The sequence below is a fragment of the Stappia sp. genome (genome assembly GCF_965276915.1).
In the GTDB taxonomy this organism is placed as follows: Bacteria; Pseudomonadota; Alphaproteobacteria; order Rhizobiales; family Stappiaceae; genus Stappia.
In genome coordinates, this window is record NZ_OZ255709.1 from 1,399,474 (window position 1) to 1,414,952 (window position 15,479).

12 protein-coding genes and 1 tRNA gene are annotated in these 15,479 nt (G+C 69.3%); 9 read left to right on the plus strand and 4 right to left on the minus strand.

All coding sequences use genetic code 11. The features are described from left to right. The first annotated feature begins 102 nt into the window (after positions 1–102). The 5 genes from ACQY46_RS06550 to ACQY46_RS06570 all read left to right on the plus strand — a co-directional run bounded on the left by ACQY46_RS06550 (position 103) and on the right by ACQY46_RS06570 (position 4,738). Entirely contained in the window at positions 103–1,596 is a 1,494-nt protein-coding gene (locus ACQY46_RS06550; protein WP_428699463.1) for an aminotransferase class I/II-fold pyridoxal phosphate-dependent enzyme, read from the plus strand. Continuing rightward, the gene (locus ACQY46_RS06555; protein WP_428699464.1) at positions 1,593–2,615 is read left to right on the plus strand and encodes a TIGR01459 family HAD-type hydrolase; all 1,023 of its coding nucleotides are present in this window, start codon (positions 1,593–1,595) and stop codon (positions 2,613–2,615) included. The genes ACQY46_RS06550 and ACQY46_RS06555 overlap by 4 nt, the downstream gene beginning before the upstream one ends. Further along, the gene (locus ACQY46_RS06560) at positions 2,609–3,775 is read left to right on the plus strand and encodes a saccharopine dehydrogenase NADP-binding domain-containing protein (protein ID WP_428699465.1); all 1,167 of its coding nucleotides are present in this window, start codon (positions 2,609–2,611) and stop codon (positions 3,773–3,775) included. Before ACQY46_RS06555 ends, ACQY46_RS06560 begins: the two co-directional genes overlap by 7 nt. Beyond that, complete coding sequence (locus ACQY46_RS06565; protein WP_428699466.1) at positions 3,772–4,530, plus strand: class I SAM-dependent methyltransferase; 759 nt, start codon at positions 3,772–3,774, stop codon at positions 4,528–4,530. The genes ACQY46_RS06560 and ACQY46_RS06565 overlap by 4 nt, the downstream gene beginning before the upstream one ends. Positions 4,531–4,550: 20 nt before the next feature. Next, positions 4,551–4,738: transfer RNA gene (locus ACQY46_RS06570), tRNA-Pro, on the plus strand. Positions 4,739–5,448: 710 nt separating this feature from the next. Here ACQY46_RS06570 and argS read toward each other — a convergent pair. The 4 genes from argS to ACQY46_RS06590 all read right to left on the minus strand — a co-directional run bounded on the left by argS (position 5,449) and on the right by ACQY46_RS06590 (position 10,228). After that, complete coding sequence (gene argS, locus ACQY46_RS06575) at positions 5,449–7,275, minus strand: arginine--tRNA ligase (protein WP_428699467.1); 1,827 nt, start codon at positions 7,273–7,275, stop codon at positions 5,449–5,451. A gap of 90 nt (positions 7,276–7,365) precedes the next feature. Next, positions 7,366–8,469 carry an S-methyl-5-thioribose-1-phosphate isomerase gene (gene mtnA / locus ACQY46_RS06580; RefSeq protein WP_428699468.1) on the minus strand — a complete coding sequence of 368 codons (1,104 nt, stop codon included), beginning with the start codon at positions 8,467–8,469 and terminating at the stop codon, positions 7,366–7,368. Between the two features lie 149 nt (positions 8,470–8,618). Beyond that, positions 8,619–8,933, minus strand: coding sequence for an antibiotic biosynthesis monooxygenase family protein (locus tag ACQY46_RS06585; protein WP_428699469.1), 315 nt, complete (start codon positions 8,931–8,933; stop codon positions 8,619–8,621). Next, on the minus strand, positions 8,933–10,228 hold the full coding sequence (locus ACQY46_RS06590; RefSeq protein ID WP_428699470.1) for a DUF2325 domain-containing protein: 1,296 nt from the start codon (positions 10,226–10,228) through the stop codon (positions 8,933–8,935). Before ACQY46_RS06590 ends, ACQY46_RS06585 begins: the two co-directional genes overlap by 1 nt. A 266-nt stretch (positions 10,229–10,494) precedes the next feature. Here ACQY46_RS06590 and hemP point away from each other — a divergent pair, with 266 nt between their 5' ends. From hemP to pheT, 4 genes are all read left to right on the plus strand, one after another. Beyond that, positions 10,495–10,716: a hemin uptake protein HemP gene (hemP, locus tag ACQY46_RS06595; RefSeq protein WP_428699471.1), complete on the plus strand. Its 222-nt coding sequence runs from the start codon at positions 10,495–10,497 to the stop codon at positions 10,714–10,716. Positions 10,717–11,210: 494 nt separating this feature from the next. After that, positions 11,211–12,293, plus strand: a complete 1,083-nt coding sequence (gene pheS / locus ACQY46_RS06600) for a phenylalanine--tRNA ligase subunit alpha (protein WP_428699472.1) — start codon at positions 11,211–11,213, stop codon at positions 12,291–12,293. Further along, positions 12,290–12,958 carry a phenylalanyl-tRNA synthetase subunit alpha gene (locus ACQY46_RS06605; RefSeq protein WP_428699473.1) on the plus strand — a complete coding sequence of 223 codons (669 nt, stop codon included), beginning with the start codon at positions 12,290–12,292 and terminating at the stop codon, positions 12,956–12,958. Before pheS ends, ACQY46_RS06605 begins: the two co-directional genes overlap by 4 nt. 62 nt (positions 12,959–13,020) lie before the next feature. Continuing rightward, complete coding sequence (gene pheT, locus ACQY46_RS06610; protein WP_428699474.1) at positions 13,021–15,441, plus strand: phenylalanine--tRNA ligase subunit beta; 2,421 nt, start codon at positions 13,021–13,023, stop codon at positions 15,439–15,441. The last annotated feature ends 38 nt before the right edge of the window (positions 15,442–15,479 follow it).

Here is a 15,479-nt window from a genome sequence, read left to right on the forward strand (position 1 = left end):
AATAATTAAATATGCACTTTGAGGTTGCAATTCCCTAAGGTCCGTGATGGGATTGCCAGAACAGTTTCAGTATAGAAATTTTGCAGCGCATTGGGTGATGGCATGTTCGTCGAGCGGCTGGCCGACCCTCCTCAGGGTGAAACCTATCGAAAACTGCAACGTGCCCGCCAGGCCCTGATGGGGGTGGACGAGGCCGGGTTTCCCTGCTCTCCGGGCATGTTCGATGCCGGCGTGGTCTCCTTCGCCCATGGCGAGGGGGTGCGCCGTCCCTGGCACGGTGCGGTGCGTGCGGCACTGGGCGCGATCGCGGACGCGAATGGCAGTCCGATCGAGAACTACATGTTCCTGCGCCCCTTTCCCGATCTGGAAACAGCGATCCGCGATGAATTCATCCGCAACGGGGTTCCCGAAAGCTCTGCCGGCGAAGTTGTTCTCGATGCCGGCTCGACCCGGCTGATTGTCGCGGCCCTTGCGCTGGCGACCCGGGAGGGGGCGGAGGTCGTCACGGCTCCGGGTTTCTACCATCCGCTCGCCGGCTGGTGCGCCTATCTCCGGCGCACCCTGCATGTCGTGCCTGGCGAGCGCTCGCGCGACTACAAGCTGAGCGCCGAGGCGCTGGCGCGTTTCCTCGCCGGTCACCGGGCCGAGCGGCCGCCGGTCCTGCTGCTGTTCAACCCGACCATGACCGGCGCGGTCTATTCCCGGCCCGAGCTCGAGGCCATCGCCGACGTGCTGCTGGCCCATGGCATGATCGCGGTCGAGGACGCGCTTTTCGCCGGATCCGAGCATGATCAGGCGGCCGACCGGGCGCGGCTGGCGGCAACGCGGGCCGGGTCCCGCTGCCTGACGGTCGCCGGCGCCAGCAAGCTGCATTGCCTTGCCAACCTGCGCATCGGCTGGGGCTGCGGGCCGGCATGGATGATCGCGGCGCTGAAGGACTTCATCACCTCCTCCTCCGCCAGCCTGCCGCATGTCGGCAAGGCGGCTGCGCTCGGCGCGCTGCAGGCGCCGGCACGCTTCATCCGCCGCAATGTCGCGGAATGCCGCGACCGCATCGCCCTCGTGGAGGATCTCGTCGGCAGCCTCGACGCGCGCTTGCGCCGGGCGACGGGGAGTTCCTCGCCGGTTGTCGAGATCGGTCATCCGGTCGCCGCCGGCCATTCGCTGCTGATCGAGTTTCCGGGCCTTGAGGGCCATGCGGGACCCGACGGTGCCGAACTGGTCGACGGGGCCGACCTCACGTCCTTCTTCCTGCGCGAGGCCGGCGTCGCCTTCGCCCCCGCCCTCTCGCACGGCTTCGACGGGCTGAGGCTGCGGGCCAATGTCGCCTCGCTGGGAACGCAGCACACCTATGCGGCCTCGCGGGTCTTCGAGATCGATCCGCCCGCCGGCTGGGGCGATGCCGAGGAACGCACCTTCGACGAAGGCTTTGCCAGGGGGCGGGACGAGATCGCGGCGGCCTTCGCCGAGCGTATCGAGCCGGCCCTGCTGCGCCTGCTGGCCCCGGCCCGTCCGGCCAGGATCGCGCGGCCCGCCCTGCCGCGCCGCGAGCGGTTGCCGGGCGATGGCGCCGCGCATGCGGGAGCCGTGTCGTGACCGGCGCCGGCCTGCAGCGTGCGGCCTCCGTCCCGTCGCCGGCGCCGACCCCCTGCCTATGGCCGGACGGGCTGCCGCCGCGTGTTGCCGGCCTGCGCGCGCTTCTTGCTCCCGGACAGGGTGCGCCCGCTGCCGGGTCGCGACCGCGCGCGCTTCTCGTCGATGTCTGGGGCGTCCTGACGGACGGGACGAGAGCCTTTCCCAAGGCGCTTGAGGCTCTCGCCGCCGCCCGCGCCCTCGGGGTGCCGGTCGTGCTCGTTTCCAACACCTCGCGCCGCTCGGGTGAGCTTGCCGCGATGCTTGCGGTCCAGGGCATCGGCGAGACGCATTTCGATGCCATCGTCACCGGCGGGGAGCTGGCCTTCCACCACGTGCGGGCCTTGAGCGAGCCGCGCCGGCTGGAGGGCCGTCCGCCACTCACCGCGCTGGTGCTCGGTCATCAGCCGGGCGGGCACTGGGCAGCGGCGGCGGGGCTGGCGGCGACGGACGACCCGGATGCGGCCGACCTCGTGCTGGGCGTCGGCATTCTCGGCGAGCTCGACGAGGCGGTGCCCTGCGGGCAGGAGCGCCCCGATGCGCCGACCCTTGAAATCCTGCGCCGTGCCGCCGTCCGGCGCCTGCCGATGATCCTCACCAATGCCGACCGGCGGGTGCGCCTCGCCGGCCGCCTGCATGCGGGCATCGGAATACTCGCCGATGCCTATCGCGCGCCGGGTGGTCGGCCGGGCGGTTCCGTCACCGTCTTCGGCAAGCCGGGGCGGGCGGTGTTCGGCGCGGGCCTGGCGCTTGCCGGGCGGGTTCCCCCGCGCGAGGCGCTGATGATCGGCGACACGCTGACGACCGACATTGCGGGCGCCGCCGCGCTGGGTGCCCGGACACTGCTGGTCAGCAGGGAAGGCTCGCATGCCGCGACCCTGCATCCGGGCCCGGGCGGCGCGCTCTGCGCCGGCGGGCTTGCCGGCCTTATCGAGGAAACGGGCATCAGGCCCGACCATGTCATGGAGGCGCTCAAATGGTAGACCAGCATCCGCGTGCGACCGTTCTCGTCTTCGGCGCCGGCGTTATCGGCGGGCAGGTCTGCGACCTGCTGGCGCGCATGGACGACCGCTTTCGCATCGTCGTCGCGGCGCGCAACGCCGCCCGGCTCAACGAGCGGGCCAACCTGACCATCACCTCGGCGCTCTGTCTCGGCCACCAGCCGGATGTCGTCGCCGTCCCCTGCGACGTGACGCAGACGGACCGCTGCGCGGCGCTGATCGCGCAGGTCGATCCCGACATTGTCGTCAATGCCACCAGCGTGCAGACCTTCTGGCGCATCTCGCAGCTCCCCGGGGAATGCCACAAGCGTCTCGAGCAGGCCAAGATCGGCCCCTGGCTGCCCAATCACCTGGCCACTGCGCGCGCCCTGATGCGGGCGATGCGCGCCGCCGGCAGCTCCGTGCCGGTCGTCAATGCCTCCTTCCCCGACGCGGTCAATCCGGCGCTTGCCACCGTCGGTCTCGCGCCGCTGGTGGGCGGCGGCAACATCGCCAATATCGTGCCGACCCTGACCCGGGCCGCCGCCCGCCAGCTTGGCCGGGAGCGCACCGATCTCGATCTCGTCTTCGTCGCCCATCACGTCGCCTGCAACGCGATCTCCTCCAACGGATCTCCCGGCACCGCGCCCTACTGGCTGCGGGTGATGGACGGGGACCGCGAGGTGACCGATGACCTCGACCACACGGCGCTGTTCGCCAGCGTCACCGGGGAGTTCCGCCGGGTGCGCGGCATCACCGGCCAGATCGTCGCCGCCTCCGGCGTCGCGGCGGTGGTCAGCGCGCTCGCCCGCACCGACGGCGACCGGCTGATGCATGTGCCGGGGCCGAACGCGCTGCCCGGCGGCTATCCGGCTCGCGTGGGGCGTGGCCGGGTGGAGCTGGCGCTGCCGGAGGGGCTCGACCGGGACGATGCCATCCGCGTCAATCTCGAGGGCCAAACCGTGGAAGGCATCGCCGAAATCCGCCCCGACGGCACCATCGTCTATGGCGAGCCGGAAATGGCGGTTCTGCGCGAGGCGTTCGGGTACGATTGCGCCCGCATGCATGTCGACGAGGTCGACGACTGGGTCGGCGACCTGCAGGCCCGCTACACCGCCTATGCGGCCCGCCATGGCGTGCCGGTCGAGGGAGCGCACGCATGAATTCCGCCGCCGAAAGCCGCAAGGACGCGCCGCCCGGCAGCCCGGGCGAAAGCCTGGTCACCGCCAACCGGCGCGGCCGCACGACGACGCGTCTGAACGAGATCAACGCGCGCTTCGCGCAGCTTGCCGGGGAGGCGAGGCTTCCGGTTCTCGATCTCGGTTGCGCCTTCGGGGTCGCCGCCCATGCGGCGCTTGCCGCCGGCGCCACGGTGATCGCCAACGACATCGATCCCCTCCATCTGGAGGAGACGGCGCGCAACGCGCCGCCGGGCACGGGCGACCGGCTTCGACTTGCACCCGGCGCCTTCCCGGCCGGGCTCGATTTCGACGATGGCAGCCTTGCCCACGTCCATGCCTCCAACCTGCTCAACTTTCTCACGGGCACGGAGATCGACGCAGGCTTTGCCGGCATCTTTCGCTGGCTGGCGCCGGGCGGTCGCTTCCTGTCCATGTCGGGCTCGCCCTATTCGGCCAATATCCGCGGCTTCATTCCGGTCTACGAGGCCAATGTCGCCGCCGGTCTCGACTGGCCCGGCGAATGCCACGACCTGCATGCCCGTTCGGACGATCCGACGATCGCCGAACTGCCCGATTTCCTGCACCTGCTCGATCCCGCCGTGCTGTCGCGCTCGGCGCGGGCGGCCGGCCTTGAGGTCGAGGAGGCGCATTTTTTCCATCGGGCCGGTACGCCCGACTATATCGCGCTCGACGGACGCGAGAATGTCGTGTTCATCGCCCGCAAGCCTTTGTTGTGAAACAGAAAAGGTCCACGAATGCATCCGTAGCTTAACCGGTGAAATGCTGCAGCGGAATGCCTGGAAGGCCTGGCGACTGGGGAATGATTTCACCAGGGCATCGTCATTCCACCCCGACCCGGATCCCGGAACGGCGGACCAAATGCGGCTAAAGAGCACCAGCTTTGGGAGTTGGTAGGTGCGGGTTCGAGTCCCGTCGGGTGCGCCATTTTTCCGGCATGTCGCCGGAACCACGACTATGCGGGCCGTCCGTCACGTTCGGCCGGCCCGCGGGGTTTCCCGGCCTTGCCGGTCGAGACCCGGAGATTTCCAGCCATGGAAAGGAAAGGAGGTGAAAATCATGGACAAAGTGATGGCCATTCGCGAGATCAAGGCAGCGCTCGCACTGACGAGCTCGCGTCTCTCCGAAACCGCTGCTCCAATGGCGCAGCGATCCGTGCCAGCGTCTGGCTTGCCAGCCGCGATGCCAAAACTGGCTGCTCCACCCGCTGTTCCAGCGGGCAAGGGCGTGCCAGCCGGTGCTCCACCGTTTGGCGTGCCACTGAGCGTACCAGCTGCGGATCTTGATGATCTGTCGGTACCAGCGGCGCATCCACTGGCGCGTGATGCGGCGCCAATCGCCAGCGCGGCACCAGTCGTCGCCGGCGCACTCGCCAGGTTCGAAGCCGTTCCAGCCCGCTGATTGCAGGCAGGCGGAAGACGGCGGCCCTGCCGCCCGGCCCCGCCGCACCGGAACGCTTTCGGATTACGGACGTGCACATGATGCCCTGGAAATGATGCCCTGGAAACGATGCCCTGTAGAACACGGCGCCGCGGGAGGCAGGCCTTTAGGCCGCTTCCGCGGTCGCCTTGCTTAGGGAAACCTTCGCCCGTTCCGCCCCTGACGCCTCCGCCTGATCGCCGCTTCGCCGTGGCGGCCTATCCGGCGCGGCCGGCTTTTGCCGTGTCGCCGCCGATCCCGAGCGCTGCAAGTCCCGCGGCCGCCAGCCGGGCAAGCACGGCCCGGGTCACGTCGGTCACCGCCTGATCCCGGTCTCCCGTCTCCTCCCCCGTCGCCGGCCCCGCCTCTGCCCCCGTCTCTGCCCCCGTCTCCTCTCTCGGTTCGGCAAGCCGTTGCAGGAACCGCGCCACCGCAACCGGATCGTTGCGCTCGCACGCCTGCAGCACGACCCGGCGCAGCCTTTCGCCCTGCAGCAGCGCATGGCGCGCCTCGGGCGTCTCCGTGTTTCCTCCGGTGGCGGCCACACTGTCAGCGGCGGCAAGCCGCGCCACTGCCCAGCCGGGATTTGCAGCCCCGTCGGCGAGGGTGGCGAGATCGATGTCGAGCGTCGTGCCGGTCTCGGCAAGAAGGAAAGGGAGAAGCGCGGCCGCGACGAGCGCCATTCGCCGGGCTGCTGGGGTGGCGGCGGCAAGGTCGTCCGGCATGGTGCGCTCGAGCGCGTCGACGAGGTCGTCGATCAGGATCGCGTTGCCGGCGCTCGACTTCATGTCGGAGCCGGCCACCCGCACCAGTTGGTGCGCCACCATTGTGTATCGATCGAACAGCGCGCCCGCCCTGAGCCGGCGCAGGGTGTCGATGCGGATTTCCGAGGAGACCAGCCATTCCTCGCCCATCACATGGATGAAGCGGTCCGGCATCGCATCGGCGTCCGCATCCGCCGCCAGCGCCTCGTCCCGCCACAGGACGAGGGCGCGCAGGTGCTCGGTCGCGAACCCGTCGCTGCGGGTCAGCGGGCAGCGCGGATAGTCCTCGCGCCCGGTCTCCAGCACGATGCCGGCCTCGTCGAGGGTGCCGAGCCCGGCGGCGAGGATCTCCGCGCCCAGCCGCTCGCAGCCGGGCACCGCGGCGGATTCAAGCAAGGTCCGGTCGAAGCGGATGCCAAGCCGGCTCAGTGTTTCCGCCTGGTCACCCAGAACCCGGTCGATCACCCGTCGCCAAAGCGCCAGCGTTCCCGGATCCTCCGCGCGCCAGAGCGCCAGCACGTCGTCGGCGGCATCGCCGTTCACCGTCAACTCGCGCGCGATCGGCTGGTCGGCGAGCGCGACCTCTCCCTCGTTCCGGCCTGTGCCCGTGTCGTTCTGCCCGGTCTGTGCGGCGACATAGGCACCGTAGAGCCCGCCGAGATCGCGGTCGAGCCGGGCGGGCCGCGCCAGCACCTCCTCGGCGCCAGCCGCGATCAGTCCCGCCATCGCCTCGGCAATGTTGCGGCCGATGTCGCAGACGACGCTTTGCCGGACAACGCTCGCGCCGCGCGCCTGCCACAGGCTGGCGAGCGCATGGCCAAGCGCGGCGTTGCGCAGATGCCCGACATGCAGGGCCTTGTTGGCGTTGGGATCGAGGAAATCGACGGCGACCCGCATGTCCCTGGCCGTGGCGGAAAGGCGCAGCGGATCGGCGGGGTCGGCCCGCAAGCCGGCATGCAGTGCATCAAAGACGGGCGCGGAAAAGCGCAGGGTCAGCCGGTTGCCGGAGAGCCTTGCGCTTTCCACCAGCGGATCCGCCCCGGCCTCGGCAAGCACCGCCTTGCCCGTCGCCTTGTCAAGCCGGCCGCGAAAGATCACCGAACCGTCGGCGGCGCCTTGCGGGCTCCGCCGGAAGTCGGTCTGCCGGTCGATGCCAGGCGCCACCCGGTCGAGCAGGGCCTCGATCCGCCCGCTCAGCTCTCCGGGAAGAAGGCATGCGGGAACAGCGCGCCCGGGAACGGGCGCCTCGGGTCCGCTGTCCGGTGTCGTGACGCGTTGCATGCTCCGGCTCCGCCTGTGATGGGTGCGAAACCGAGATTTGCAACTATCGGATGTTTAATCAAGTCCGGCGCAACCGAGTCGGCTGACCGCTCAGGCGGCCGCCGCGCGCTCGGGGAAGAGGCCGGCCAGTCCGTCGGCGCTTGCCGCGCAGATGCCGCGTTCGGTGATCAGCCCGGTCACAAGCCGCGCCGGGGTGACATCGAAGGCCGGATTGGCGGCCGGGGTCGTCTCCGGGGTGATCAGCACGGTCTCGATCCGTCCGTCCTCGGTGCGGCCCTGCAGATGCGTGACCTCGCGGCCCGAGCGCTCCTCGATGGGGATTTCCCTGAGGCCGTCGCGCACCGTCCAGTCGATGGTCGGGGAGGGCAGGGCGACATAGAAGGGCACGCCGTTGTCATGGGCGGCGAGCGCCTTCAGATAGGTGCCGATCTTGTTGCACACATCGCCGGTGGCGGTGGTGCGGTCGGTGCCGACGATCACCATGTCGACAAGGCCGTGCTGCATCAGGTGACCGCCGGCATTGTCGACGACGAGCGTGTGCGGCACCCCGTGCCGCCCCAGTTCCCAGGCGGTCAGCCCGGCGCCCTGGTTGCGCGGCCGGGTCTCGTCGACGAACACATGCACGGGAACGCCGGCATCATGCGCCTGGTACATGGGCGAGGTCGCCGTGCCCCAGTCGACGGTGGCAAGCCATCCGGCATTGCAATGGGTGAGGATGTTGACCGGCTCGCCGGCCGGCTTGCGGGCGGCGATCTTGCGGATGATGGTCAGCGCGTGGCCGCCGATGGCGTGGTTGACGGCGACGTCCTCCTCGCAGATCTCGCCGGCCTGCTGCCAGGCCGCGGCGGCCCGTTCGCCCGGGGCGAGCGGCATCAGGCGATTGCGCAAGGCATCGAGCGCCCAGCGCAGGTTGACCGCCGTCGGCCGGGTCGCGATCAGCGTCGCATAGGCCTTTTCCAGGGCGGCGTCCGACGCATCGCGATGCAGCGCCAGCCCCATGCCGTAGGCGGCGGTCGCCCCGATCAGCGGCGCGCCGCGCACCCACATGTCGCGGATCGCGGTCGCCGCGTCGTCCAGCGAGACAAGGTCCACCGTCAGGAATTCATGCGGCAGGCGGGTCTGGTCGATGATGCGCACCGCCTCGCCGGTCGCAACCGGCCAGATGGAGCGATAGGGCGTGCCGTCGATCTTCATGGGCTCGGGTCCGTGTCTCGTCTCGGGAGGAGCGGACCCTATCACGGATGGCAGTACGGACGGAACGCCCGGCCGTGCAACTTTCGCGTGCGACCGGAAAGGCCAAGGTTGTCGTTCCCGGCCAGGTTCCGCCGCCCGGATGTTGCGGCTCAGGCGGTCTCGCTGATCACCGCCTCGAAGCCCTCGAATTCCGGCGGACCGAGATAGAGCGGCTTGTTGTCGCCGGCATTCTTGTGGGCATCGCGGAAGGCCTGGCTCTTGGTCCAGGCGAGGAACGTGTCCTTGTCGCGCCAGACCGTGTGCGAGGCGTAGAGTGTGTGGTCGTCGCGCTCCGGGCCTTTCAGCAGCTGGAACTCGACGAAGCCCTCCATCTCCGAGAGCCGCCGCTCGCGGTTGCGCCAGACCTCCTCGAAAGCGTCTTCGTTGCCGAGCTTCACGCGGAACCGGTTCATGGCGATGTACATCAGGCAGTCTCCCCCGGGTTGGTGTCGTCCCCTGCCATCTGGCCCGTGGCGGCCGTTCCGACAAGGGTTTGCAACGCCTTGCGGAAAGCGGTCTGGCCGGTGCTGCGCAGGGGCACGAAGGGCTTGTTGAGCTTCTGGCAGATCTTCTTGGCCCTGAGGCAGGCGTCATGGCTGACGCAATTGACCGGGCAGAAGACGCAGTCGACCGACGGCAGCAGGTGGTCGAGGCGCTGCGGGGCGTCCTCGACGCCGCCGTCGTGATGCAGGAATGTGGTGTTGAAGGTCTCGGCGATGCCGCGCAGCCGGTCGCGGTGGCCGTGCATGCCGCCGACATAGAGGATGGCGCGCGGACGCTCGCCCGCCACGGGCGTGAGATGCGCCGGGCCCGCGTCGATCCGCGCCGCTGCCGCCGGCTGCCGGGGCGCCTGCACAGTATCGGCGACGGCCGTGTCCGCCTGGCCCCGGCGTCCGTGGCCGTTCCCGATCTCCCGCAGCCGCGCCTCCGCCATGCGGGCGCGCACCCTTGCCGACTGTAGCGCCCGTCCGGTCTTGTCGAGCCGCCGTCGCAGCGCCTCGCCGTCAACGGTTGCCGTCTCCGATGTCTCGGCTGCGTCCTGCAGGCGGTCGGCGCGCAGCCGCGCCACCGCCTCGCGCAAGTCGGCGATCTCCTTGTCGCGGGCCAGAAGCGCCGCGCGCAGGCCGGCCTCGACCCGCCTTGCGCGCTCGTCCGCGTCCTGCAACTGGTCGCGCAGCGCCGTTGCTTCCTCGTTCTTGCGCCGGAAGGAGGCCCCGGCCAGATGCGACCACATATGCACCTCGCCGAAGATCCTGGCCCTCAGGCTTGCGGGAACATGCGCATGCGTCATGAAGGCCCAATAGGCCGGCGCCACCTGGCCGCGTTCGCACATCTCGCTCCACAGGGCATCGAGCGCGGCGGCGTCGCGCGCCCGTCCGACCCGGCGCAGGGCACCCTCGAAGCGGCTGTCGAGCAGTTTCTGGAAGGCGCGCGAAAAGGCGCAGTCGGTGGTCGACAGGCGCACGAAATGGCCGTGCACGTCATAGTCGGGCGTGTCGGGAGCCACCTCGATGCCGGTCTTGCGCGCCACCCGGCGCAGGTCGTCGACGCTGGCGCAGGTGCCCACGATCGAGCAGTGCACGCTGTCGCCCTGGTCCCACAGCGCGATGCGCCGCCGCGCGGCGCAGGGCCCGGCCGCGCCTGTGTCGCGGGTCGCCGCCGCCTCGGCGGCGACCGCGTCCTGGATCGCCTGCCGCAAGTCCTGATGTCTGGCACACATGGAGCCGAGAGCCTTCCCGAAGGGTTGGAAATGATCGTCCTTGCAAGAGCGTGGCTAGCTGGCCGTCGAGGGAGTTGACGGGTGGCTTGCTGGCGCTTGGATCTCCGTAGCGCTCTCCCCGGGCACAGCGAGAGGCGAAACGGACATTGCCTTTGCTATAAAACATGAGTATTTGAGTCAAGAATAATCTTGCGAACGGTTCGCAAGTTTAGAGCGGTTCCAAACCACGGGCTCGCCCGTCACGCGATCGAAGGAGCAAGACGATCATGACACAGTCGCCCAACCACGCCCATGCCACGCTCTACCGGCGGCCGCGCACCACGCAGCGCACCCTGACCCTGCCCAAGGCCGCGCAGCAGCAGGCCGCGCCGCTGGAGCTGGACAGTTCCGTCCTCTTCCAGGGCGCCCGCGAGGTGCATATCCGCCACAAGGACATGGTCTATCGCCTGTCGATCACCCGCTTCGAGAAACTGCTCCTGACCAAATAGGTCCGACTGGCCCTGCTTGCCTGACTGAAGCTTCTTCCCCGCGCCGGCAGGAAACGGCCCGCGCCCTTCGCGGCGCGGGTCCGGGCCGCTTCTCCACCCTCGGGCTGCGCGCGCGGCGGCGCTGCCGCTTGCCTTTGGCCGGTCGATCTGGCAGGACTTGATCCCGTTATCGGCAACAGGCAGGAACAGACGTGAGGATCTCCCTCGTCCACTTCCGGGAAACGAGGCGCGCGCCGCGCGTGGCGCAGGGCGAGACAATCGCCGTGCCGAGCCCGGCCGCTTGCGTTCTCCCGCCGGCCCGCGCCCTGGCGCAGGGCCCCGCCTGCGGACGATTTAGACGCTCCTGACCCCGGGCGCTCTCCCGCGCCTTCCGGTTCCGCGCAAGCCTGTGCGCTGCCGCTGGAAACCGGCTGAAAGTCTGCTAAAAGACCTCAACTCCCTGTCAACGTGCCGCGCCGGCAAGCCGGCCGCGCGCCGCCAAGTCCGACGGTGCCATGTCCGAACTGCAATCCCTTGAAACTGCGATTCTCGCGGCCGTCGCCGCCGCGTCCTCCGAAGCCGAGCTGGAAGAAGTTCGCGTTGCCGCCCTCGGCAAGAAGGGCTCGGTCTCCGAGAAGCTGAAGACGCTGGGCGCGCTTTCGCCCGAGGAACGCCGCGAGATGGGGCCGGCGATCAACGGCCTCAAGACCCGCGTCACCGAGGCACTCGCCGCCCGCCGCGACATCCTGCAGGAAGCGGCCCTTGATGCCCGTCTGCAGTCCGAGCGCGTCGACGTCACCCTGCCGCTGCGGGCCGCACCGGCCGAGGCCGGCCGTATCCATCCGGTCAGCCAGGTCGTCGACGAGCTTACCGCGATCTTCGCCGACATGGGCTTTTCCATCGCCGAAGGCCCGGACATCGAGACCGACCATCTCAACTTCACCCAGCTCAACTTCCCGCCCGACCATCCCGCGCGCGAGATGCACGACACGTTCTTCCTGCATCCCAAGGAAGACGGCGAGCGCATGCTGCTGCGCACCCACACCTCGCCGGTGCAGGTGCGCACGATGATGTCGCAAGAACCGCCGATCCGGGTCATCACGCCCGGGCGCACCTATCGCTGCGACAGCGACCAGACCCACACGCCGATGTTCCACCAGGTCGAGGGACTGGTCATCGACAAGGGCAGCCATATCGGCCACCTGAAATGGATCCTGGAGGAGTTCTGCAAGGCCTTCTTCGAGGTCGACGAGATCAAGATGCGCTTCCGTCCGTCCTTCTTCCCCTTCACCGAGCCGTCGATGGAGGTCGATATCGGCTGCGACCGCTCCGGCAACGAGGTGAAGATCGGCGAGGGCGACGACTGGCTGGAAATCCTCGGCTGCGGCATGGTTCATCCCAATGTCATCCGCAATTGCGGTCTCGACCCGGATGTCTACCAGGGCTTCGCCTGGGGCATGGGCATCGACCGGATCGCCATGCTGAAATACGGCATGCCGGACCTGCGTGCCTTCTTTGACGCCGACATCCGCTGGATCGAGCATTACGGCTTCCGCCCGCTCGACCTGCCGACCCTGTTCGGAGGCCTGTCGCGATGAGCGCCGCCCTGACACTTTCGCGTGCCGGCCGCCTGCTCGTGCTGCTCGCGCTCCTTCTCGCGCCCGCAGCCCTGGCCCTGCCGGCCGCCGCGCAAGGCACCGGCACGCCCGCCTCCTTCGTCGAGGTCTGCGCCGACAAGACCATCGAGCGCGGCCGGCTGCGCTACTGCGATGCCTACTTTCGCGATGCGCTCGGCCCGCAGGCCGACGCCGTTCTCTACCTGCGCGACCGGATCACCACCCTGCGCGCCAGCCAGGAAGTGAATGCCGAGAGCAATTACGAGAGTTTCCTGACCGCGGTCGCCATCGTTGCCTTCCTGTCGATCGCGACAATGTTGCTGGTGGTCAGCGAGCGGCGCATCACCGGCATTGCCAAGTGGTCGTCGGTCACCTCCGCCGCCGCCGTGCTGGTGATGGCCGGAACGATGACGCTCGGCTGGCTCGACAAGTACCGGGCCGAGGACGCGACGATGCTGGAGCTCGGCCTGTTGCGCGACCAGATCGAGGTCGAGGCCTCGCATGCGATCGCCGGCGGTCGCCTGCTCGACGACGCGCAGATCCGCCGCTGGACGGACCGGCTGCACCAGATCGGCGTTCGCTTCGCCACGAGCTACGGCGATGCCTCCATCGTCCCCGATCTCGACCGCTTCACCCCGACGAACTGACCGCTCGCGCCCGCGCCGGCCGCCCGGCGCCCGTGGCTGCAAGACACGAAGAGACCAAGCCCATGAAATTCACCCTCTCCTGGCTGAAGGAACACCTGGAGACCGACGCGAGCCTCGACGAGATCGTCGAGACGCTGACCCGCGTCGGCCTTGAGGTCGAGGATGTCGCCAGCCCGGCCGACCGGCTGAAACCCTTCACCATCGCCAGGGTCGTCGACGCCAGGCAGCACCCCAATGCCGACCGGCTGAAGGTGCTCACCGTCGATGCCGGCAACGGCGTCGCGCCGCTGCAGATCGTCTGCGGCGCGCCGAACGCGCGCGCAGGCCTTGTCGGCGTGCTGGCGCGGCCGGGCGATTATGTCCCCGGCATCGACGTGACGCTGTCGGTCGGCAAGATCCGCGATGTCGAAAGCTTCGGCATGATGTGCTCCGAGCGCGAGCTGGAGCTCTCCGATTCGCATGACGGCATCATCGACCTTGGCCCCGACGCGCCGGTCGGTGTTTCCTATGCCGAATGGGCCGGGCTCGACGATCCGGTCATCGAGATCGGCCTGACGCCGAACCGCCCCGACTGCACGGGCGTTGCCGGCATTGCCCGCGACCTTGCCGCCGTCGGCCTCGGCAAGCTCAAGGAAAATCGTCCGGCGCAGATCCCCGGCGACGGCCCTTGCCCGGTGCAGGTGCGGCTCGAGTTCGGCGACACGCCGCCGCTCTGCCCGACCTTCGCCCTGCGCTTGGTGCGCGGCGTGAAGAACGGCCCGTCGCCGGACTGGATGCAGAAGCGGCTGAAGGCGATCGGCCTGCGCCCGATCAACGCGCTGGTCGACATCACCAACTATGTCACCTTCGATCGCGGCCGCCCCTTGCACGTCTTCGACGCCGCCAGGGTCAGGGGCGATCTCGTCGTGCGCCGTGGCCGCGAGGGCGAGGAACTGCTGGCGCTCGATGGCAAGACCTACAAGGTCGACGACACGGTCTGCGTCATTTCCGACGAGAACGGACTGGAATCGCTGGCCGGCATCATGGGCGGCGAGGCGTCCGGCTGCACGGAGGACACCACCGACGTCTTGATCGAATCGGCCCTTTGGGACGACACCAACATTGCCCGCACCGGCCGCAAGCTCGGCGTCAACAGCGACGCGCGCTACCGGTTCGAGCGCGGCGTCGATCCGGCCTTCTGCGTGCCCGGTGTCGAGTTGGCCACCCGCCTCGTCATGGACATGTGCGGCGGCACGCCGAGTGAGGTCTCGGTGGCCGGCAAGGTGCCGGAGACCGATCGCAGCATCGACTTCCCCTTCTCGGAGGTGAAGCGGCTGACCGGTCTGTCCGTCTCCGACGCGGAGATCAAGGGCGTGCTGACGCGGCTCGGCTTCTGGGTCACCGGCAGCGGCGACACGGTCAAGGTGGCGCCGCCCTCCTGGCGCCCGGACGTGCACGGCAAGGCCGACCTCGTCGAGGAGGTCGTGCGCATCGTCGGCCTCGACAAGGTCGTCTCGACGCCGCTGCCGCGCCTTGAAAGCGTTGCCGGCCGCGTGCTGACGCCGGGCCAGACGCGCCGTTCGCAGGCGCGCCGCGCGCTCGCGGTGCGCGGCATGAAGGAAGCGGTCACCTGGTCGTTCATCTCTCGTACCCAGGCGGAAGCCTTTGGCGGCGGATCGCGTCTGCTGGAGCTGGCCAACCCGATTTCCGCCGACATGTCCGACATGCGCCCGAGCCTGGTGCCGGGTCTCGCCGCCGCCGCCCAGCGCAACGCCGATCGCGGCTATGACGATGTGGCGCTGTTCGAGGTCGGCCAGGTCTTCGCCAACGACACGCCCGAGGGCCAGTCGATGGTTGCCGCCGGCGTGCGCCGTGGCACCGCGGCAATGACCGGGTCGGACCGCCACTGGTCGGGCAACGCGCCGCAGGTGAATGTCTTCGACGCCCGCGCCGACGCGGAAGCCGCGCTCGCCGCCATCGGCGCGCCGGTCGACAAGCTGATGGTCTTTGCAGAAGCCCCGTCCTGGCTGCATCCGGGCCGGTCGGGCGAATTGCGCCTTGGGCCGAAGACCGTGCTCGCCCGCTTCGGCGAGTTGCATCCGCGCGTTGCCAGGGCGCTCGATCTCGACGGCCGGCTCGCCGTCTTCGAGGTCTATCTGGACGCGGTGCCGCAGCCCAAGGCCAAGCCGGGGCGCTCCAAGGGCGCCTTCGAGGCCTCCGACCTGATGCCGGTGCGCCGCGACTTCGCCTTCGTCGTCGACGAGGCGGTGACTGCCGACCGGTTGATCAAGGCGGCGCGCGGTGCCGACAAGGCGCTGATCGTCGACGTCTCGCTGTTCGATGTCTATCGCGGCGCCGGTGTTGCGGAAGGCGCCAAGTCGATGGCCATCGACGTCACCCTCCAGCCGCGCCAGCACACGCTGACCGAGGAGGAAATCGACGCGGTCGGTGCGAAGATCCGCGCCGCGGTGGAAAAGGCGACCGGCGGCACCTTGCGCGCCTGATCCGGCGCCGGTGAACGAAAACAAGCGAACGAAAGGGC